Annotated in this window: 18 protein-coding genes; 1 reads left to right on the top strand and 17 read right to left on the bottom strand. The window is 66.2% G+C overall.

Going from position 1 to position 19603, the window contains the following annotated elements:
* Positions 1 to 18 precede the first annotated feature (18 nt).
* The 17 genes from AC07OC_RS02150 to AC07OC_RS02070 form a co-directional block, all read right to left on the bottom strand.
* On the bottom strand, positions 19 to 1710 hold the full coding sequence (locus AC07OC_RS02150; protein WP_494600351.1) for an isovaleryl-CoA dehydrogenase: 1692 nt from the start codon (positions 1708 to 1710) through the stop codon (positions 19 to 21).
* Positions 1707 to 2159, bottom strand: a complete 453-nt coding sequence (locus tag AC07OC_RS02145; RefSeq protein WP_218341107.1) for a GNAT family N-acetyltransferase — start codon at positions 2157 to 2159, stop codon at positions 1707 to 1709. Before AC07OC_RS02145 ends, AC07OC_RS02150 begins: the two co-directional genes overlap by 4 nt.
* Positions 2159 to 3175 carry an NADP-dependent oxidoreductase gene (locus AC07OC_RS02140; protein ID WP_218341106.1) on the bottom strand — a complete coding sequence of 339 codons (1017 nt, stop codon included), beginning with the start codon at positions 3173 to 3175 and terminating at the stop codon, positions 2159 to 2161. Before AC07OC_RS02140 ends, AC07OC_RS02145 begins: the two co-directional genes overlap by 1 nt.
* Positions 3176 to 3268: 93 nt before the next feature.
* The gene (locus AC07OC_RS02135) at positions 3269 to 3700 is read right to left on the bottom strand and encodes a PaaI family thioesterase (protein ID WP_218294773.1); all 432 of its coding nucleotides are present in this window, start codon (positions 3698 to 3700) and stop codon (positions 3269 to 3271) included.
* A gap of 153 nt (positions 3701 to 3853) precedes the next feature.
* On the bottom strand, positions 3854 to 4645 hold the full coding sequence (locus tag AC07OC_RS02130; protein ID WP_218294772.1) for an SDR family oxidoreductase: 792 nt from the start codon (positions 4643 to 4645) through the stop codon (positions 3854 to 3856).
* Positions 4646 to 4790: 145 nt separating this feature from the next.
* Entirely contained in the window at positions 4791 to 4991 is a 201-nt protein-coding gene (locus tag AC07OC_RS02125; RefSeq protein WP_218294771.1) for a hypothetical protein, read from the bottom strand.
* A complete protein-coding gene (locus AC07OC_RS02120) occupies positions 4991 to 6844 on the bottom strand; it encodes an acyl-CoA dehydrogenase (RefSeq protein ID WP_218341105.1) in 1854 nt (617 codons plus the stop codon). The genes AC07OC_RS02125 and AC07OC_RS02120 overlap by 1 nt, the downstream gene beginning before the upstream one ends.
* A 54-nt stretch (positions 6845 to 6898) precedes the next feature.
* Entirely contained in the window at positions 6899 to 7375 is a 477-nt protein-coding gene (locus AC07OC_RS02115; RefSeq protein WP_218341104.1) for a hypothetical protein, read from the bottom strand.
* 144 nt (positions 7376 to 7519) lie between these two features.
* The gene (locus AC07OC_RS02110) at positions 7520 to 8023 is read right to left on the bottom strand and encodes a PaaI family thioesterase (protein ID WP_255591479.1); all 504 of its coding nucleotides are present in this window, start codon (positions 8021 to 8023) and stop codon (positions 7520 to 7522) included.
* A gap of 3 nt (positions 8024 to 8026) precedes the next feature.
* A complete protein-coding gene (locus AC07OC_RS02105) occupies positions 8027 to 9202 on the bottom strand; it encodes an acetyl-CoA C-acyltransferase (protein WP_218294768.1) in 1176 nt (391 codons plus the stop codon).
* A 77-nt stretch (positions 9203 to 9279) separates the two neighbouring features.
* Positions 9280 to 11379 carry a 3-hydroxyacyl-CoA dehydrogenase NAD-binding domain-containing protein gene (locus tag AC07OC_RS02100; protein ID WP_494600350.1) on the bottom strand — a complete coding sequence of 700 codons (2100 nt, stop codon included), beginning with the start codon at positions 11377 to 11379 and terminating at the stop codon, positions 9280 to 9282.
* Positions 11380 to 11688: 309 nt separating this feature from the next.
* Positions 11689 to 12384 (bottom strand): ABC transporter ATP-binding protein, encoded by a 696-nt coding sequence (locus AC07OC_RS02095; RefSeq protein ID WP_218294766.1) that lies wholly within the window; start codon positions 12382 to 12384, stop codon positions 11689 to 11691.
* A 3-nt stretch (positions 12385 to 12387) separates the two neighbouring features.
* Complete coding sequence (locus AC07OC_RS02090; RefSeq protein WP_218294765.1) at positions 12388 to 13179, bottom strand: ABC transporter ATP-binding protein; 792 nt, start codon at positions 13177 to 13179, stop codon at positions 12388 to 12390.
* A 2-nt stretch (positions 13180 to 13181) separates the two neighbouring features.
* Entirely contained in the window at positions 13182 to 14513 is a 1332-nt protein-coding gene (locus AC07OC_RS02085; RefSeq protein ID WP_218294764.1) for a branched-chain amino acid ABC transporter permease, read from the bottom strand.
* 4 nt (positions 14514 to 14517) lie between these two features.
* Positions 14518 to 15471, bottom strand: coding sequence for a branched-chain amino acid ABC transporter permease (locus AC07OC_RS02080; RefSeq protein WP_218294763.1), 954 nt, complete (start codon positions 15469 to 15471; stop codon positions 14518 to 14520).
* A 68-nt stretch (positions 15472 to 15539) separates the two neighbouring features.
* Positions 15540 to 16772 carry a branched-chain amino acid ABC transporter substrate-binding protein gene (locus tag AC07OC_RS02075; protein WP_218294762.1) on the bottom strand — a complete coding sequence of 411 codons (1233 nt, stop codon included), beginning with the start codon at positions 16770 to 16772 and terminating at the stop codon, positions 15540 to 15542.
* 281 nt (positions 16773 to 17053) lie between these two features.
* On the bottom strand, positions 17054 to 18697 hold the full coding sequence (locus AC07OC_RS02070) for a 3-(methylthio)propionyl-CoA ligase (RefSeq protein WP_218341102.1): 1644 nt from the start codon (positions 18695 to 18697) through the stop codon (positions 17054 to 17056).
* Positions 18698 to 18913: 216 nt separating this feature from the next.
* On the opposite strand from AC07OC_RS02070, the gene AC07OC_RS02065 reads away from it, so the two are divergent.
* Positions 18914 to 19600, top strand: a complete 687-nt coding sequence (locus AC07OC_RS02065) for a Crp/Fnr family transcriptional regulator (RefSeq protein ID WP_218341101.1) — start codon at positions 18914 to 18916, stop codon at positions 19598 to 19600.
* Positions 19601 to 19603 lie beyond the last annotated feature (3 nt).

Raw genomic sequence — 19603 nt, 5'->3', positions numbered from 1 at the left:
TGGTGGTGGGGGTGCCGCTCATGCAGGCAGCGCGCGGTCCAGCAGGGCGTCGAAATCCACGCCCGCGCCCAGCGTGCCGAAACTGTAGCCCCAGTCGCCGCCCAGGCGCGCATCGCAGAAGGCGCCGAACACGCTGGCCGGCGCGCTCCTGTACAGCAGCGCGGCCTGCACGGCCAGGGCCACGTCCTGCGCCAGGCGCCGGGCCTCGGCCTCGGTGGTCATCGCGTCCACGCGCAGCGGCAGCGCGCCGGCCATGCGGTCGAGTGCCGGGTGGGCGCCGCGCGCCGGGGCCAGCTCGTCCGCCAGGGCCGCCGCCGTGTCGGCGCGGCGCACGGCGCGCAGCAGATCGAGCGCCATGATGTTGCCCGCGCCTTCCCAGATGGAGTTGAGCGGCATCTCGCGGTAGATGCGGGCCATGGTGCCTTCGCCGCCCTCCTCCACATAGCCGTTGCCGCCCAGGCACTCCATGGCCTCCTGGGCGAACGCGCTGCCGCGCTTGCACACCCAGAACTTGGCCACGGGCGTGAGCAGGCGGGCCATCACGGCCTCGTGCCCACTGCTGTCTTTTTGATCAAAAGCGCTGGCAAGCCTTATGGATAGTGCGGTAGCCGCTTCACTTTCAAGAGCAAGATCGGCCAGCACATTGCGCATGAGCGGCTGGTCGATGAGCTTCTTGCCAAAGGCCGAGCGCTGGCGCGTGTGGTGCAGCGCGATGCTCAGCGCCTGGCGCATGAGGCCACTGGTGCCCAGGGCGCAGTCCAGGCGCGTCATGGTGCCCATCTCCAGGATCTGGGCCACGCCACGCCCCTCCTCGCCCACGCGCCAGGCCATCGCATCGATGAACTCGACCTCGGAACTCGCGTTGGCGTGGTTGCCCAGCTTGTCCTTCAGGCGCTGGATGCGGATGGTGTTGACGGACCCCTCCCCTTCACCGGGCAGCACGCGCGGCAGGAAGAAGCAGGTGAGCCCGCCGGGCGCCTGCGCCAGGATCAGGAAGGCATCACACATGGGCGCCGAGAAGAACCATTTGTGCCCGGTGATGCGGTAGCGCGGGCCCCAGGCGTCCTCGCCATCAGGCACCGCCTGCGTGGTGTTGGCGCGCACGTCCGAGCCGCCCTGCTTCTCGGTCATGCCCATGCCCATGGTGAGCGCGGTTTTTTGCGAGAACAGGGCCAGGCGCGGGTCGTACCGCGTGCTGGTCAGGCCCGCGCTCCAGTCGGCCCACACGGCGGGGTTGCCGCGCAGCGCGGGCGTGACGGCGTAGCTCATGGAGACGGGGCACAGCACCGAGGGCTCGGCCTCGGTGAACAGCATGAAGCCCGCCGCGCGCTCGATGTGGGCATGCGGCACCGGCGCGCCCGCGGCATCCTTGCGCGACCAGGGCGTGGCGTGCAGCCCGTGGCGCAGTGCCGCGCCGATGAGCGCGTGGTAGCTGGGATGGAACTCCACCACATCGGTGCGGTGGCCGAAACGGTCGTGCGTGCGCAGCTGGGGCTGCCAGGTGTTGGCCAGGCGGGCATGGGCCTGCATCTCGGCGGAGCCCATCTCGGCGCCCAGCGCGGTCAGGCCTTCCAGCGGCAGCGCCGGGCTGTGCAGGCGCAGCGCATCCTGCAAGGGACGGTTGGTGGTGAAGAGATTGACGTCGGCCCAGGGGGTGCTCTGGTTGAACACCTCATGGGTGCTGGCGGGGCGGGCAGCGGCAGTGGTCATGATGGGCTCCACAACATTTCGATATGGGGGATATCGTCTTCGAGGTATTCGTCCGACACGGCCGCGAAGCCCAGGCTGCCGTAAAAGCGCTGCAGGTGGGCCTGCGCACTGATGCGGATGGACTGGCCGGGCCACGCACCGCTGCAACGGGCGATGCCTTCCAGCATCAGCGCCCGGCCCGTGCCGTTGCCGCGCGCCTCCCGGGCCGTGACCACGCGGCCGATGGACGGCTCGGGGTAGTTCACGCCCGGGTCCACCACGCGCAGGCAGGCCTGCAGCGCACCGGCCTCGCCATAGCCCAGCAGGTGCCACGATTGCTTGTCCGCGCCGTCCGGGTCCTGGTACGGGCCCTGCTCCAGGATGAAGACCCTGCAGCGCAGGGCCAGGGCGTCATGCAGCGCGTGCACGCCCAGGTCATCGAAGCGGGCCCAGACCCAACGGAGCGTCATCAGATCAGCTTCACCAGTTGCTTGCCGAAGTTCTTGCCCTTGAGCAGGCCCAGGAAGGCCTCGGGCGCGGCGGCAATGCCCTGCGCCACCGTCTCGCGCGGGCGCAGCTTGCCGGTGCCCACCAGGGTGCCCAGCTCCTTGAGCGCCTCGGGCCACACTTCCATGTGTTCGCTCACGATGAAGCCCTCGATCTTCATGCGGTTGATCAGCATCAGCGCGGGGTTGGCCATGGGCAGGGGCTGGCCGTCATAGCCGGCGATCATGCCGCACAGCGCCACGCGGCTGAAGGCGTTCATGCGCAGCATCACGGCGTCCATGATCCAGCCGCCCACGTTCTCGAAGTAGCCATCGATGCCGTTCGGGCAGGCTTCCTTCAAGGCCTTGGACAGGGCCTTCACCTCGCTGTGTTCCTTGTAGTCGATGCAGGCGTCGAAGCCCAGTTCCTCGACCGCATAGCGGCACTTGTCGGCACCGCCGGCAATGCCCACCGCGCGGCAGCCGCGCGCCTTGGCCAGCGCGGCGAAGGCGCTGCCCACGGCGCCGGTGGCGGCGCTCACCACCACGGTGTCGCCTTCCTTGGGGGCGATGATCTTCACCAGGCCGTACCACGCCGTCACGCCGGGCATGCCCACGGCGCCCAGGTAGTGCGACAGCGGCACATGGGTGGTGTCCACCTTGCGCAGCGCGCCCACGGCATTGCCGTCCACCACGCTGTACTCCTGCCAGCCGCCCATGCCCACCACCTTGTCGCCCACGGCGTACTTGGGGTGGCGGCTCTCGGCCACCTCGCCCACGGTGCCGCCGATCATGACCTCGCCCAGGCCCTGGGACGCCGCATAGCTCTTGCTCTCGTTCATGCGGCCACGCATGTAGGGGTCCAGGCTCAGGTAGTGATGGCGCACCAGCACCTGGCCGTCCTGCAGCGCAGGCGTGTCCACCGCCACCAGCTTGAAGTTGCTGGCCACGGCCTCGCCCTGGGGGCGGTTGTCGAGAACGATCTGTTGGTTGCGTGGCATGGGAAGCTCCTTGAACATTGCTACTATTTTGATAGCTTCCAGCGCTTATCCATCAAGCGCTAGTGGCCATTTTTACTCAAATTCTGAGCGGACTCAGTCGGTGGAAATCACCTTGAGGCCATTCGCGGTGCGGCTGTCCACCGGCAGGCGCTTCACGTACTTGAAGGTGCCGGTGGCGTGGCTGCACACCTTGCCTTGCGCGTCGTACACCGTGCCTTCGGTGAATGCCATGGTGGCGGTGCGGTGGATGAGCCGCCCCTTGGCCACCAGCGGGCCGCGGGCGGGCTGCATGAAGCTGGTCTTCATCTCGATGGTGACCACGCCCATGTCGGGCGTCTCGCTGCGCGCGGCCGTGGCCATGGTCACGTCCAGCAGCGTCATCGACGCGCCGCCGTGGGTCACGTCGAAGGAGTTCAGGTGTTCGGGCCTGGCTTCGTAGCGCAGTTCGGATTCGCCCTTTTCCATGCGGTGCAGGGTGAAGCCAAGGTGGCTGACAAAGGGAATTTCGACACCAAAACTTTTCACGGCATTTCCTCAGTACACAAACTCAAAAACTGGCGCGGCCCCAGCCAGCGACCGCCGCGCAAGGGCCGCCCCGCCGCGCTGGCGGTGTTCCCCTTCCCGACGAAGCCGAGAGAAAGGGGAAGGCGCGAAGCGCCTCGGGGGGTTGTACTCCAACTAGCCGCCCGTGACGATGCTCACGCCGCCATCGACCGCAAGCCACTGGCCCGTGATGTGCTTGCCGGCATCGGACGCATACAGCGCACACAGGCCCTTCAAATCCTCATCGTCGCCCAGGCGGCCCAGGGGAGCATGCGCCGCCAGTGCTTCCTCGCCCATGGCCTTCAGGGTACCCACCGTCATCTTGCTCGGGAAGAAGCCTGGGCAGATGGCATTGACGCGGATGTTGTAGGCGCCCCATTCTGCCGCTAGCGCACGGGTGAAGTTGATCACCGCGCCCTTGGAGGTGTTATAGGCAATGGTATTCATGCCCTTGGGGTTGCCGCCCAGGCCGGCGATGGATGCCACATTGATGATGCTGCCGCCGCGGCGGCCGATCATGCTGTGCTTGGCGATGTGCTGGGAGAGGATGAAATAGCCGCGCACGTTGAGGTTCATCACCTTGTCCCAGGCCTCCACGGGATGGTCCTCGGCCGGTGCGCCCCAGGCGGCGCCCGCGTTGTTCACGAGGATGTCCACGTGGCCCAGGCGCTCCAGCGTCTCGTCGGCCAGGCGGCGGATGTCGGCCTCGTTGGCGCAGTCGGCGGCGATCCAGCGGGCGTCGATGCCGGCGGCCTGCAGGTCGGCGGCGGCTTCTTCCAGGTCGGACGCCTTGCGCGAACTCAGCACGATCTTGGCGCCGGCCTCGCCCAGCGCGTGGGCCAGCTGCAGGCCCAGGCCGCGCGAGCCGCCGGTGACGAGCGCGGTCTTGCCAGTCAGGTCAAACAATTGTTGGATGGTGCGGGTCATGGGTTGTCTCCTTGGGTTGCTCTGGATGGGTCGTCTGCCCGGAACGGGGGCGCCACGCGCCGCGCTGTTCCGGCAGGGGAAATCAGTCAATGATTGTGCGGCGCAACGCGGGGCCATTGTGTCGCCACCGCGTCGGCCGGCGGGGTCAGCCCGCCTTCAGGCGCGCGCGCACCGCGATCAGCGCCACGCCCACCACGGCCACCAGGGCGCCGCCCACCACCAGGCTCCAGCCCAGCGCACCATCGGTGCGCCCCGTGGCGATGCCCAGCACCAGCGTGAGCAGGCCGCCGTAGATGAGTGTCCAGATGAGCTTGTGCAGGCGTTGCAGCGTTCGGGGTGCCACCATCAGAACGCCTCTTCGGGAAAGGCGGCGCAGGTCGCATCGCGCGCGCTCACCACCTGCAGCCAGGCACCGATCTTGGGCAGCTCGTAGTGGAAGAAAAAGCGCATCGCGCCCATGCGGCCCACGCTGGTCGGCCGGGCCAGCTGTGCATCGGCGGCCAGCGTGACCAGCGCCACGTCCAGCCACACCCAGGCCAGCACCATGTGGCCAAAGGCCTGCATGTAGGGCACGGCATTGGCCAGCGCGTCGGCGGGCTGGCCCGTGGCCCATGCGGCCTTGGTGGCGGCGCCCACCTGCTGCAGCGCCGCGCCCAGCGCGTTGGCATGCGCCGCCAGCGCGGGCACCTGGATCGCGCGTTCGATGGTGGCATTGATGCGCCCGGCCAGCAGTTGCAGGCCACGCCCGCCCTCCATCAGCACCTTGCGGCCCAGCAGGTCCATGGCCTGGATGCCGTGCGTGCCCTCGTGGATCATGTTCAGGCGGTTGTCGCGCCAGTACTGCTCCACCGGGAAATCGCGCGTATAGCCGTAGCCGCCGTGGATCTGGATGGCCAGACTGTTGGCCTCCAGGCACCACTCGCTGGGCCAGCTCTTGGCGATGGGAGTCAGCACCTCCAGCAGCAGGCGCGCCTCGTCGGCGGCGGCCGAATCGCCCGTGGCCTGCTCGTCCACCAGGCGCGCGCAGAACAGGTTGAGCGCCAGTGCGCCCTCGCCGTACGATTTTTGCGCCAGCAGCATGCGCTTGACGTCGGCGTGCTCGATGATGCGCACCTGCGGCTGGGCCACGTCCTTCACCACGGCAGCGGCGCCATCCTTGGGTCCCTGCACCGGACGGCCCTGGGGGCGGTTCTTCGCGTAGTCGAGGCTCGCGTAGTAGCCCGCCAGGCCCAGCATGGTAGCGGCCATGCCGATGCCGATGCGCGCCTCGTTCATCATGTGGAACATGCAGTGCAGGCCCTTGCCGGGCTGGCCTACCAGGTAGCCCACGGCGCCGGCCTCGCCATCGACCGGGTACTTGCCCTCGCCGAAGTTGAGCAGCGTGTTGGTCGTGCCGCGCCAGCCGAGCTTGTGGTTCAGGCCCGCCAGCGCCACGTCGTTGCGCACGCCGGTGAGTTTGCCCTCGGTGTCCACCAGTTTCTTGGGCACGATGAAGAGCGAAATGCCCTTGGTGCCGGGCACGAGCTTGCCGTCGGGCCCGGGGATCTTGGCCAGCACCAGATGGATGATGTTCTCGGTGAGCTCGTGCTCGCCGGCCGAGATCCACATCTTGTTGCCCTTCAAGCGGTAGCGCGGGCCCAGCGGGTCGCTCTCGAAGCCCTCGCCATCGGGCACGGCGCGCGTGGCCACGTCGCTGAGCGACGAACCCGCCTGCGGCTCCGACAGGCACATGGTGCCCGAGAAGCGGCCCGAGAATTCGTTGAGCGCGAACACGGTTTTCTGCGCCTCGGTGCCATGCACCATCAACAGGTTGGCATTGCCCACCGTGAGCAGGCCCGAGCCCATGCTGATCGACGCCACGGCGAAGAAGCTGTTGGCCGCGGCCTCCACCGTGTAGGGCAGCTGCATGCCGCCAATGTCGTAGTCCTGCGCGGCACTGAGCATGCCCGAGGCCGCGTAGGCCTTCTGCGCATCGTGCGTGCACTGGGGCAGCGTGACCTTCTCGCCGTCGAAATGAGGCTCCTCGATGTCCACCGTGCGGTTGAAGGGCGCGTACTTCTCGCGCGCGATGCGCTCGCAGGTGTCGAGCACCGCGTCGAAGGTGTCGCGCGAATGGTCGGAAAAACGCGTGCGGGCCGTGAGGGCCTTGGCATCAAGCCAGTCGTACAGCAGGAAGTCGAGGGTGGAACGCAGGGTCATAAGGTCTCCTTGTCACTGCGTGCAATGCCCGGTCCGGCCCCTGCGTTCAGGGGCTCAGCGTGCGGGCAGCACAATATTCTTGAAACACCAGTAGTCCATGTCCGAATCGGGCCTGGGCTGGCAACTGGCCTCGCCCAGCTGCAGGCGCGATGCACCCGCGGGGAGCGGCGGGAAGGTGATCTTGAGGATCTTGGTGCGGCCGGGCTTCACCACATCCATCTTCACATTGCAGAACGTCAGGCCGCTGATCGCCTGCTGCTGCAGCACGGCGCCGCTGCCCAGGTCCTTGAGCGTGAACGCATCGGCCGAGCCGGTGGGCTGCGCGCAGGCCTCAAACGCCTCGTCGGTGGTGTTTTTCACCAGCAGCGTCACACGCGTCTGCCGCGCGTCGAGCACGATGTCCTGCAGCACCACGTCAGGATCGGACTCCAGCGGCAGCTGGAGCTTGAAGCTCTGGGCGTGGGCGCCACATGCCACGGCCAGGGCCGACAGGGCGACAAGAAGGGGGGCGGAAGGAAGCAGGCAACGCATGGAAGGTACCGGGTTGGGGTGGAGGACGGAGGCCAGGGCCACCAGCACACCGGTGGCCGCGGGGATTCTGCCCGTGCGGCCGGCACCGGACCTCCACGTCACGCCCCGACAAAGAAACAATTTGTAGTCCGCCCCTTCATCCCGTCAGTCTTCGCCCGCCGCGGCCCCTTCGCCCGGCACGCCCTGCCCCGCCGCAGCGGGCAATGCCGCACTCGTGCCCTGCGCCACGGCGCAGAGCTTTTCCTGCCCGCCCCGGACCGCAAACACCTCGCAGCGGCATACGGCCTGGCTCTTGCCATGGTGCACCGCCTCGGCACGGGCCAGCAGGTGTTCGCCCACCGCGGGCCGCAGGTAGTTGATCTTGAACTCGGACGTGACCACCGGCACCTGCATGGCCGTTCCGCCGGCATAGGTGAGCGCGTTGTCCGCGAGATAGCTCACCACCCCGCCGTGCGCAAAACCATGCTGCTGGAGCAGCTGCGGCGTGAGCGCCAGGGACAGCTCGCACCGGCCCGGCGCCAGCGCCGCCAGCTCCGCCCCCAGCAGCACGCTGAAGGGCTGGCTGGCCAGCACCTGCCGGCCCAGCGCCAGGAAGGCCTCGGGCGAGGCCATCCCGGACCGCATGTCGGTGGGGCGGTCCGAGGCCATGCCTCAGAACACCTCGAACACGCCTGCGGCACCCATGCCGCCGCCAATGCACATCGTCACGCACACGCGCTTGGCGGCGCGGCGCTTGCCTTCGATGAGCGCATGGCCCGTGAGGCGCTGGCCCGACACGCCGTAGGGATGGCCCACGGCAATGGCCCCCCCGTTCACGTTCAGGCGGTCCGCCGGAATGCCCAGCTTGTCGCGGCAATAGATCACCTGCACCGCGAAGGCTTCGTTGAGCTCCCACAGGTCGATGTCGTTGACCGTGAGACCCAGCTTCTTGAGCACCTTGGGCACGGCGAAGACCGGGCCGATGCCCATCTCGTCGGGTTCGCAGCCCGCCACCGCGAAGCCCAGGAAGCGGCCCAGGGGTTTCAGGCCCTTCTTGCTGGCGTACTCCTCGCTGGTCACCACGCAGGCGCCCGCGCCGTCGGAAAACTGGCTGGCATTGCCGGCCGAGATCAGGCCGCCGGGCAGCGCCGAGCGCAGGCCCTGGATCGCCTCGACCGTGGTGCCTTCCCGCGTGCCTTCGTCCTTGCTCACCGTGACCTGCCTGGTGATCAGGCCCAGTGTCTTGTCGGCCACGCCGGCAGTGACGGTGATGGGGGCGATCTCGGCGTCGAAGAGGCCGGCGGCCTGCGCCGCGCAGGCCTTTTGCTGGCTGGCGGCACCGTATTCGTCCATGGCTTCACGGCCGATGTTGTAGCGCTTGGCCACCTGCTCGGCGGTCTGCAGCATGCTCCAGTAGATCTCGGGCTTCTGCTTGGCCAGGGCCAGGTCCTGGATCATGTGCAGGTTCATCTCCTGCTGCACGCAGGAGATGCTCTCCACGCCGCCGGCCACGAACACGTCGGCTTCGCCCGCGATGATGCGCTGGGCGGCCAGGGCGATGGTCTGCAGCCCGGAGGAGCAGAAACGGTTCACCGTCACGCCCGAGCTCGTGATGGGCAGGCCGGCCTTGAGCGCGATCTGGCGGGCGATGTTGCTGCCGGTGGCGCCTTCGGGCGTGGCGCAGCCCATGATGACGTCATCGACATCGGCGCCGTCGATGCCGGCGCGCGCCACGGCGTGCTGCACGGCATGGCCGCCCAGCGTGGCGCCGTGGGTCATGTTGAAGGAACCCTTCCAGCTCTTGGCGAGCGGGGTGCGGGCGGTGGAAACAATCACTGCGGAGGTCATGGGGAAATCCTTTCAGGGGGTGGAACGCACCCGTGGCGGCCTGCGGCCTGCGCACGCGGTGCGGCTTCGCATCGATGTCAGTTGAACGCCTTGCCTTCTGCGGCGAGTTTGGCCAGCAGCGGGGCGGGCTTCCAGAACGCCGCATCGTCGTTGGGGTTCTTGGCAAAGCGGTCCATGGCCTGCACCACGTTGAACAGGCCCACTTCGCTGGCGTAGTGCATGGGGCCGCCACGGTGGATGGGGAAGCCGTAGCCCGTGAGGTACACCATGTCGATGTCGCCCGACTTGCTGGCGATGCCGTCTTCCAGGATGTGCGCGCCTTCGTTGACCAGGGCGAACACCAGGCGCTGCACGATCTCTTCGTCCGAAATCTTGCGCGGCGTGATGCCCAGTTCCTTGCGGTGGTCTTCGATCATCTTGTTGACCAGGTCGCTCGGGATCGCATCGCGCTTGCCGGCCTGGTAGTCGTACCAGCCCGCGCCTGTCTTCTGGCCAAAGCGGCCCAGCTCGCAGAGTTTGTCAGCCGTGCGGCTGTACTTCATGTCGGCGCGCTCCACGGCGCGGCGCTTGCGGATGGCCCAGCCGATGTCGTTGCCGGCCAGGTCGCCCATGCGGAACGGACCCATGGCAAAGCCGAACTTCTCGACCGCCTTGTCCACCTGCTGCGGAGTGCAGCCTTCGTCCAGCAGGAAGCCGGCCTGGCGGCTGTACTGCTCGATCATGCGGTTGCCGATGAAGCCGTCGCACACGCCCGAGACCACCGAGGTCTTCTTGATCTTCTTGCCGATGGCCATCACGGTGGCCAGCACGTCCTTGGCGGTTTGCTTGCCGCGCACCACTTCCAGCAGCTTCATCACGTTGGCGGGGCTGAAGAAGTGCATGCCCACCACGTCCTGCGGGCGCTGGGTGAAGGCGGCGATCTTGTCCACGTCGAGCGTGGAGGTGTTGGAGGCCAGGATGGCACCGGGCTTGGCCACGGCGTCGAGCTGCTTGAACACGGCTTCCTTCACGCCCATCTCTTCGAACACGGCCTCGATGATGAGGTCGCAGTCCTTCAAGTCGTCGTAGCTCAGCGTGGTGCTCAGCAGGGCCATGCGCTGCTCGTACTTGTCCTGCTTGAGCTTGCCTTTCTTGACCTGGGCTTCGTAGTTCTTCTTGATCGTGGCCACGCCACGGTCCAGGGCTTCCTGCTTCATCTCCAGGATCTTGACGGGGACGCCCGCGTTCAGGAAATTCATGGAGATGCCGCCGCCCATGGTGCCGGCGCCGATCACGCCCACCAGCTTGATGTCGCGCTTGGGGGTGTCGGACGGCACGTCGGGAATCTTGCTGGCCGCACGCTCGGCCATGAACAGGTGGCGCAGCGCGCGCGACTCGGCCGTCCACATCAGGTTGATGAAGATCTCGCGCTCGACCAGCATGCCTTCGGCAAACTTCTTCTTCGTGGCGGCTTCGACCGCGTCCACGCACTTGGCGGGCGCCGGGAAGTTCTTGGCCATGCCCTTGACCATGTTGCGCGCGAACTGGAAGTACGCGTCGCCTTCGGGATGCTTGCAGGGGAAATTGCGCACCAGGGGCAGCGGACGGGCGTCAGCCACGCTCTGGGCGAAGGCCAGGGCTTCCTGCGCCAGGGAGTCGGCGGACGCGGCCATCTTGTCGAACAGCTTCTGGCCGGGCACGCCACCAATCATTTCGCTCTTGACGGGCTCGCCGCTCACGATCATGTTGAGCGCCGCCTCCACGCCGATGACGCGCGGCAGGCGCTGCGTGCCCCCCGCGCCGGGGATCAGGCCCAGCTTGACTTCCGGCAGCGCGATGGCGCAGCCAGGCGCGGCAATGCGGTAGTGGCAACCCAGAGCCAGCTCCAGGCCGCCGCCCATGGCGACCGTGTGCATGGCGGCGACGACGGGCTTGGCCGAGTTCTCGATGGCGGCGATCACCGACAGCAGGTTGGGCTCCTGCAGCGACTTGTCGGTGCCGAACTCCTTGATGTCGGCCCCCCCGGAGAAGGCCCCGCCAGCGCCGGTGATGACGATGGAAGTGACCGCTGCATCGGCATTGGCACGGCCGAGGCCGTCCACGATGCCCTGGCGGGTCGCCAGACCGAGTCCGTTGACGGGGGGATTGGCCATGGTGATCACGGCAACGGAGCCGTGGACTTTGTATTCAGCGGTCATGGTGCTGTTGTTCCTTGGAGAGTGAAAAAGAACGATCGTGCGTTTTTATTGTAGAGACTTCGCGCGGCGCTGGCGTGTCAATTTGTCCCGGTGGGGACATGGCTCCTGGCCGCCAACCCGTCTCTTCGGGCAAAAAAAGAGGCGCCAGGTCAGTCCAGGCGCCTCTCTCGGCCAATCACAGGCTGTAGCAGGGCTCATGGCCTTTGAATCGGACGCGGCCAAGGCCAGCGCTCCCGCGCAAGGGCCGCCCCGCCGCGCTGGGAGCGTCCCCCCCGTGGGGGGATGGCGCGAAGCGACTCAGGGGGGCCTTCATACCTCCAGCCATTCCTTGCGGATGTAGTTGTCGGCCCGCAGGCTGTCCGGCGTGCCCTGGAAGACGATGGAGCCATGCCCCATCACCAGCGCGCGGTCCGAGATCTTCATGGCGATGGTCAGCTTCTGCTCGATCAGCAGCACCGAGATGCCGCGCGCCTTGATGGTCTGCAGGTACTGGCCCACCAGCTCGACGATCTTGGGCGCCAGGCCCTCGGTCGGCTCGTCGATGATGATCAGGTCCGGGTCGCCCATGAGCGTGCGGCACAGCGTGAGCATCTGCTGCTCGCCGCCGGACATCACCCCCGCCTCGGTGTGCTGGCGCTCCTTGAGGCGCGGGAACATCTCGTACATGTCGTCGAACGACCAGCGGCTGCCCTTGCCGTTGCCCTTCTGGCCGAGCAGCAGGTTCTGGTGCACGGTGAGGTTGGGGAACACGTCCCGGCTCTCGGGCACGTAGCCCAGGCCCAGGTGGGCGATCTCATAGGCCTTCTTGCCATTGAGGTCCTGGCCCTTGAACTGCAGCGTGCCCTCCCAGTCCACCAGTCCCATGATGGCCTTGGCGGTGGTGGAGCGGCCCGAGCCGTTGCGCCCGAGCAGCGCCACGATCTCGCCGGGCTGCACGTCGAAGCTCACGCCATGCAGCACATGGCTCTTGCCGTAGTAGGCGTGGAGATTGTCTATTTTCAGCATAAGTCAGTGTCCCGCGCCCTGCTCGTCGGCCACGGCCGATCCCAGGTAGGCCTCCTGCACGCGCGCATTGGCGCGCACCTTCTCGGGTGTATCGAAAGCGATCACCTCGCCATACACCACCACGGCGATCTTGTCGGCCAGGCCGAACACCACGCCCATGTCGTGCTCCACCGTGAGCAGGGTGCGGCCCTCGGTCACCTCCTTGATCAGGTGGATGAAGCGCGTGGTCTCGCTCTTGCTCATGCCGGCCGTGGGTTCGTCCAGCAGGATCACGTTGGCGCCGCCCGCGATGGTGATGCCGATCTCGAGAGCGCGCTGCTCGGCATACGTGAGGTTCATGGCCAGCGTGTCGCGTTTCTTGTCGAGCTTGATCATCTCCATGAGCTGCTTGGCGCGCTCGTTGGCGTCGTGCAGGTTCGACAGGAAACGCAGGAAGGTGTAGCGGTAGCCCATGCTCCACAGCACGCCGCAGCGCAGGTTCTCGAACACCGAGAGCTTGGGAAAGATGTTCGTGATCTGGAAGCTGCGCGACAGCCCCTTGCGGTTGATCTCGTACGGTGCCAGGCCGTTGATGCGCTGGCCGTTGAGGATCACGTCCCCACTGGTGGGTGCGAAGCGCCCGCTGATGAGGTTGAACAGCGTGGACTTGCCCGCGCCGTTGGGGCCGATGATGGCCACGCGTTCGCCCGGAGCGACCGCCAGGTTCGCGCCACGGATGATTTCCGTCTTGCCAAAGCTCTTGCGCAGGTCGCGCAGTTCGAGCGCATAGGTATTGGTTGCGTTGTCAGCCGCCATGTTTACAGCGCCTCCCCACGCTTGATTTCATGTTCGATCTCTTCCTGGATCGTGCTCCACTGGCGCACGAACTGGCGACGGCAGAGTTCAAAGAGTCCAAAGCCCGTGACCATCACGAAAATGGCGCCGAACCAGCTCGTGAAGCCCTTGGCATTGAGTGTCGCGCCCAGGAACGTCAGCTCAGGCCCCAGCGCTGCGTTGAGCTGCAGGTGGTAGGTCATCTCGATCATGCAGGCCGCACCCATCACGCCCACCAGCGCCGTGCCGGCCAGGGCCAGGTAGGAGCTCCAGAGCGGGCGCAGCTTGCCGTACTTGGCCAGCCGCAGGTTCATCATGATCAGGCTGGCGATGCCGCCGGGCGCATACATCACCATGAACAGGAACACGAGGCCCAGGTACAGCAGCCAGGCCTTGGACAGCTCGGACAGCAGCACCGACGCCAGCACCAGCAGCACCGCGCCGATGATGGGCCCGAAGAAGAAGGTGGCACCGCCCAGGAACGTGAACAGCAGGTAGCCGCCGGATCGGATCACGCTCAGGCTGTCGGCGCCCGTGATGATCTCGAAGTTGATGGTGGCCAGCCCCCCGCCAATGCCCGCGAAGAAGCCCGCGATGATGAACGCGAAGTAGCGCACGCGCTGCGTGTTGTAGCCGATGAACTCCACGCGCTCGGGGTTGTCGCGCACGGCGTTCAGGATGCGGCCCAGCGGCGTGCCGGTGAACGCGAACATGGCGGCGGTGCAGACGAAGCAATAGGCTGCGATCAGGTAGTACACCTGCATGCCCGAGCCGAAGTTCAGGCCGAAGAAGGCCTTGCCATACACGCGGTCGGTGGTAATGCCGCCCTCCCCGCCAAAGAACTCAGGGAACATCAGCGCCATGGAGGCGACCAGTTCGCCAATGCCCAGCGTGATCATGGCGAAGGTGGTGCCCGACTTCTTGGTCGTCACGAAACCGAGCAGGATGGCGAAGAACGCTCCGGCCAGGCCGCCGACCAGCGGGATGAACACCAGGGGAATGTTGACCGAGCCCTTGGTCGCCATGTTCATCGCGTGGATGGCGATGAACGAACCCAGCCCGGTGTACACCGCGTGGCCGAAACTCAGCATCCCCCCCTGCCCCAGCAGGATGTTGTAGGACAGGCAGATGATGATCAGGTAGCCGATCTGCGAGAGCATGGTCAGCGCCAGGCTGCTGCGAAACAGCATGGGCGCGACGATGAGCATGACCGCGAACAGGGTCCAGATCATGAACCGGCCCACGTTCCACGGCTTGAACCGGTAGTAGGAGGTGGCGCTGGAAACAGCGGGGGTGGTTGTCGTAGTGGAATTCATGGCATCAGTCCTCCCGCGTGCCCAGAAGGCCCTTGGGGCGGAAGATCAGGATCAGCACGAGGAACAGATAGGGCAGGATGGGCGCCACCTGGGAAATCGTGAGCTTGAGCAAGGGATAGCCGAAGGTCTGGTCGGTCACCGCCACGCCCACGGCCTGGAAGACATGGATCAGCGAATAGTCGAGCGCCACGGCGAAGGTCTGCACCAGGCCGATGAGCAGCGACGCAAGGAAGGCCCCCGCCAGCGAGCCCATGCCGCCGACCACCACCACCACGAAGATGATGGAGCCCACCGATGCCGCCATCGCGGGCTCGGTCACGTAGGTGTTGCCGCCGATCACGCCGGCCAGGCCGGCCAGCGCGGCGCCGCCGCCGAACACCAGCATGAAGACGCGCGGCACGTTGTGGCCCAGCGCTTCCACCATCTCGGGGTACTTGAGTGCCGCCTGGATCACCAGGCCGATGCGTGTGCGCGTGAGCAGCAGCCACACCGACACCAGCATCAGCAACGCCACCAGCATCACGAAAGAGCGCGACTTGGGAAACTGCGTGCCATACAGGGAGAACAGGGGTCCCTGCAGTTGCTCCGGAAGACCATAGGGCACGGTGGAGCGTCCCCACACCAGCTGCACCACTTCAAGAATCAGGTACGAAAGGCCGAAGGTGACCAGCAGTTCGGGCACGTGCCCGAATTTGTGCACCCGGCGCAGGCAGTAGCGCTCGAAGGCGGCGCCCAGCGCGAACACGACGAGCGGGGCCAGCACCAGCGCCGGCCAGAAGCCCACCACCCCGGAGATGGTGAACGCGAAATAAGCCCCCAGCATGTAGAAGCTGGTGTGCGCAAAGTTGAGCACCCCCATCATGCTGAAGATCAGCGTGAGGCCCGAGCTCAGCATGAAGAGCAGGAGCCCGTAGCTCACGCCGTTCAGCAGGGAAATCACGAAAAACTCAGGATTCATTGGAATTTTTCATTGCAAGGTAAAAAAAAGGCCCGAGTAGGTCGGGCCTCGAAGCGATGGAACCGGATTTACGGGCGCTTCATCTGGCACGACGTGGGCGTGCTGGCCACATAGGGCTCGTAGTACTTCACAGGGACGAAGGTGTAGCCGGTGTTCTCCGAGTCGATCGGGAACTTGGCGCCCGCCTTTTCCCACTTGGAGATGAACAGGCCCTGCTGCAGCTGGTGATCGGTCTTGCGCATCTCGACCTCGCCGTTGAAGCTCTTGAACTTCATGCCTTCGAACACGGCGGCCACCTTGACCGGGTCGGTGGACTTGGCCTTGGCGAAGCCTTCGGACAGCATGGTGAACGCGTGGTACACGGCACCGGTGTACATGTCGTCGTTGAACTTCTTCTTGTAGTCCACCACGATCTTGTTGAGCTCACCCGGCAGGTTCATGTGCGCATAGGCCACCATGTACACGCGGCCCGCCGCGGCGGCGCCCATGGCCGTGGGGCTGCCGGTGACGGAACCGTAGTAGGTGTAGAAGTTGACGTTGTTCAGGCCCGCGTCGTTGGCCGCCTTGATCAGCAGCGCCAGATCAGAACCCCAGTTGCCGGTGATCACGCTGTCGGCACCCGACTGCTTGATCTTGGCGATGTAGGGCGAGAAGTCGCGCACCTGGGCCAGGGGGTGCAGGTCGTCGCCGACGAACTGCACGTCGGGGCGCTTGCGCTGCATCATTTCCTTGGCGAACTTCGCCACCTGGTGGCCGTGCGAGTAGTTCTGGTTGATCAGGTAGACCTTCTTGACTTCAGGCAAGTCCTTCATGTAGGTCGTCAGCGCTTCCATCTTCATGGAGGTGTCTGCATCGAGACGGAAGTGCCAGTAGCTGCACTTGCTGTTCGTCAGGTCGGGGTCCACGGCCGCGTAGTTCAGGAACAGCACTTCCTTGCCGGGATTGCGCGCGTTGTGCTTTTCCAGCGCGTCCATGATGGCAAGGGCCGGACCGGAGCCGTTGCCCTGCACGACGTAGCGTGCGCCCTGGTCCATGGCCGAACGCAGGGCGCTCGTGGTCTCCTGGGGGCTGAGCTTGTTGTCGATGCCGATGATCTCGAATTTGACGCCCGCCGGGTTCTTCTTGTTGAACTCTTCAGCGATGAACTGGAAGCTCTTGAGCTGGTTCGTTCCCACTGCCGCCATCAGGCCGGAGAGCGGGTCGAGCCAAGCGATCTTCACCGTCTCGCCCTTTTGAGCGAATGCCCCGCCAGCGCTTGCCAACAGTACCGAGGCTGCTACAGCCTTAATAGCAAATTTCATGGTCTTGTCTCCTTGTAAATCAACACAACGCAGCGTACCGCGTTGCAACAAAGCGATGCTCAGGGATTGCCCCTACCAGCGTCGCACACGTGACTGGAATCGGTGTCACCCCCTGTGGCGCTGCGCGCCTTCACCCTCTCTCGCTGCGCGGGAGGGGGACGCACCCGGTGGCCCGGCAAAGCCGGTTCCACGGGTGCACTGGCCTGGCCTGGTCTGGTCTGCGCCAGATTCGACGGCCACGACGACGGCGATGCATTGAGGCCACCGCCGTCAAGCTTTCTTCAAAGGCCCGGAAGCTTGTAGTCCTTCAATTGCTCGCGCAATTTGGTCTTGAGCATCTTGCCGGTGGCGCCCAGTGGAATGGCCTCGACGAACACCACGTCGTCGGGGATCTGCCACTTGGCGGTCTTGCCTTCGTAGAAGGCCAGCAGCTCCTCGCGCGTGACCTCGGTGCCGGGGCGCTTGACCACGGCCACGATGGGGCGCTCATCCCACTTGGGATGCGGCATGCCCACGCAGGCCGCCATCGCAATCGCGGGGTGCGCCATGGCGATGTTCTCGATGTCGATGGAGCTGATCCATTCGCCGCCGGACTTGATCACGTCCTTGCTGCGGTCGGTGATCTGCATGAAGCCGTCGGCATCGATGGTGGCCACGTCGCCGGTGGGAAACCATCCCCGGCGCTGGGCATCCTGGATGAGCGGATGGCCGCCCTCGCCCTTGAAGTAGCTGTCCACGATCCACGGCCCCTTGACCAGCAGGTCGCCGTAGGTCTTGCCGTCCCAGGGCAGCTCGCTGCCGTCGCTGCCCACGATCTTCATGTCCACGCCGTAGATCGCGCGGCCCTGCTTCTGCAGGATCTTCATCTGGTCGTCCTTGGACATGGCCAGGTGCTTGTTCTTGAGCGTGCACAGCGTGCCCAGCGGGCTCATCTCGGTCATGCCCCAGGCGTGCAGGACTTCCACGCCGAAGTCTTCCTTGAACGCATGGATCATCGCGGGCGGGCAGGCCGAGCCGCCGATGACGGTGCGCCGGAGCGTGGAGAACTTCAGGCCGGCCGGCTTCATGTGGCCCAGCATCATCTGCCACACGGTGGGCACGCCGGCCGCGTAGGTGACCTTCTCGGATTCGATGAGTTCGTAGATCGACTTGCCATCCATGGCCGGGCCGGGGAACACCAGCTTGCAGCCCGTGAGCGCCGCCGAGTACGGGATGCCCCAGGCATTGACGTGGAACATGGGCACCACGGGCAGCACCGAGTCGCGTGCCGACAGGCACATCACGTCCGGCAGCGCGGCGGCATAGGCGTGCAGCGTGGTCGAGCGGTGGCTGTAGAGCGCGGCCTTGGGGTTGCCCGTGGTGCCGCTGGTGTAGCACATGCTCGATGCCGAGTTCTCGTCGAACGCGGGCCAGGCGTAGTCCGGCGACTGCGCGCCGATCCAGGCTTCGTAGCTCGTGAGGCCGGGGATGCCGGAATCCGCGGGCAGCTTGTCCGCATCGCAAAGGGCCACCCATTTCTTCACCGTGGGGCACCGGGCATGCACGGCCTGCACCAGGGGCAGGAACGTCACGTCAAAGCACAGCACCTGGTCTTCGGCATGGTTCATGATCCAGGCGATCTGGTCGGGGTGCAGGCGCGGGTTCACGGTGTGCAGCACCCTGCCAGAGCCGCTCACGCCGAAATACATCTCCATGTGGCGGTAGCCATTCCAGGCCAGGGTGGCCACGCGGTCGCTGAACGCGAGCTTGAGCTCGTCCAGCGCATTGGCCAACCGGCGTGCACGCGCGCCCAGATCGCGGTACGTGTAGCGGTGGATGTCGCCCTCGACCCGCCGCGACACGATTTCGGCATCGCCATGGTGGCGCTCTGCGAACTCGATCAACGACGAAATCAGCAACGGTTGGCTCTGCATCAGGCCCAGCATGTGTGCTCCTTGGATGTTGTGGTGAATGGAATGGTCATCGTAGCGCGGCGTGTCTCATTGCGGTGTCGCCCAGGGCAAGCGGACTGGCCGGCCGGCGCACATGCAACAGGGCCGCAGTGTGCGCGCGGCGGCCGCGCCTGCCAACACCTGTCGTCCCATTGACAAAGGCCAAGGGAATACCCTGAACGCCTGGCGTGGGCGGTGACAATCACGCCCATGCTCAGTTCCGCCCCCTCCGCCCCACGGTTCATCGCGGCCCAGCCCTGGTTTGCCAGCGTGCCCGCAGCCCTGCAGGAGCGCCTGCGCGCCGAGGTATTCGCCACGCACGGCGACAAGGGCGCAGTGATGATGCCGGCCGGCAGTGCCGTGCAAGGCTGGCACGCGGTGCTGTCCGGCCTGGTGATGCTCCAAAGCCCCGCCAGCCAGGGGCGCTCCTCGGCCTTCATCGGCGTGCCCGATGGTGAATGGTTCGGCGAAGGATCGGCCATGAAGCCCGAGCCCCGCCGGTACCACGTGGTCGCCCTGCGCCCCACCACGCTGCTGTGCCTGCCGCTGCCGCTGTTCGCAACGCTGCGCGAGAGCAGCCTGGCGTTCAACCAGTTTCTGGTGCTGCACCTGAACATGCGGCTGGGCCAGGCCATGACGATCATCGAGGCCGGACGGACCCAGTCCACCGAGCACCGCGTCGCGCTGTACCTGAGCCGCCTGTTCTGGCGCAGCACGCGGCGGCTGAACCTCACGCAGGACGAGCTGGGCCAGCTGGTGGGCCTGTCGCGCCAGACGGTGAACAAGGTGCTGCGCGCGCTGGAAGGCATGGGCATCGTGTCGCTGGACTTCGGACGTGTGGCCATCGTGGACGACGAGGCGCTGAACGCGTACCTCGCCGCCACCGCGGCGCGCTGACAC

Source organism: Acidovorax sp. GW821-FHT10E04 (genome assembly GCF_059415185.1).
Note: the sequence above shows the minus strand (reverse complement) of the source record. Positions and strands in the feature narration are given on the sequence as shown.

What these genes read in the sequence shown, in the direction of transcription:
- AC07OC_RS02100 (WP_494600350.1), bottom strand. Translation starts at nt 11,379, where the DNA reads ATGACCGCTGAATACAAAGTCCACGGCTCCGTTGCCGTGATCACCATG.
- AC07OC_RS02140 (WP_218341106.1), bottom strand. Translation starts at nt 3,175, where the DNA reads ATGCCACGCAACCAACAGATCGTTCTCGACAACCGCCCCCAGGGCGAG.
- AC07OC_RS02085 (WP_218294764.1), bottom strand. Translation starts at nt 14,513, where the DNA reads ATGAATTCCACTACGACAACCACCCCCGCTGTTTCCAGCGCCACCTCC.
- AC07OC_RS02095 (WP_218294766.1), bottom strand. Translation starts at nt 12,384, where the DNA reads ATGCTGAAAATAGACAATCTCCACGCCTACTACGGCAAGAGCCATGTG.
- AC07OC_RS02090 (WP_218294765.1), bottom strand. Translation starts at nt 13,179, where the DNA reads ATGGCGGCTGACAACGCAACCAATACCTATGCGCTCGAACTGCGCGAC.
- AC07OC_RS02120 (WP_218341105.1), bottom strand. Translation starts at nt 6,844, where the DNA reads ATGACCCTGCGTTCCACCCTCGACTTCCTGCTGTACGACTGGCTTGAT.
- AC07OC_RS02070 (WP_218341102.1), bottom strand. Translation starts at nt 18,697, where the DNA reads ATGCTGGGCCTGATGCAGAGCCAACCGTTGCTGATTTCGTCGTTGATC.
- AC07OC_RS02125 (WP_218294771.1), bottom strand. Translation starts at nt 4,991, where the DNA reads ATGGTGGCACCCCGAACGCTGCAACGCCTGCACAAGCTCATCTGGACA.
- AC07OC_RS02075 (WP_218294762.1), bottom strand. Translation starts at nt 16,772, where the DNA reads ATGAAATTTGCTATTAAGGCTGTAGCAGCCTCGGTACTGTTGGCAAGC.
- AC07OC_RS02110 (WP_255591479.1), bottom strand. Translation starts at nt 8,023, where the DNA reads ATGGCCTCGGACCGCCCCACCGACATGCGGTCCGGGATGGCCTCGCCC.
- AC07OC_RS02080 (WP_218294763.1), bottom strand. Translation starts at nt 15,471, where the DNA reads ATGAATCCTGAGTTTTTCGTGATTTCCCTGCTGAACGGCGTGAGCTAC.
- AC07OC_RS02130 (WP_218294772.1), bottom strand. Translation starts at nt 4,645, where the DNA reads ATGACCCGCACCATCCAACAATTGTTTGACCTGACTGGCAAGACCGCG.
- AC07OC_RS02105 (WP_218294768.1), bottom strand. Translation starts at nt 9,202, where the DNA reads ATGACCTCCGCAGTGATTGTTTCCACCGCCCGCACCCCGCTCGCCAAG.
- AC07OC_RS02115 (WP_218341104.1), bottom strand. Translation starts at nt 7,375, where the DNA reads ATGCGTTGCCTGCTTCCTTCCGCCCCCCTTCTTGTCGCCCTGTCGGCC.
- AC07OC_RS02145 (WP_218341107.1), bottom strand. Translation starts at nt 2,159, where the DNA reads ATGACGCTCCGTTGGGTCTGGGCCCGCTTCGATGACCTGGGCGTGCAC.
- AC07OC_RS02065 (WP_218341101.1), top strand. Translation starts at nt 18,914, where the DNA reads ATGCTCAGTTCCGCCCCCTCCGCCCCACGGTTCATCGCGGCCCAGCCC.
- AC07OC_RS02150 (WP_494600351.1), bottom strand. Translation starts at nt 1,710, where the DNA reads ATGACCACTGCCGCTGCCCGCCCCGCCAGCACCCATGAGGTGTTCAAC.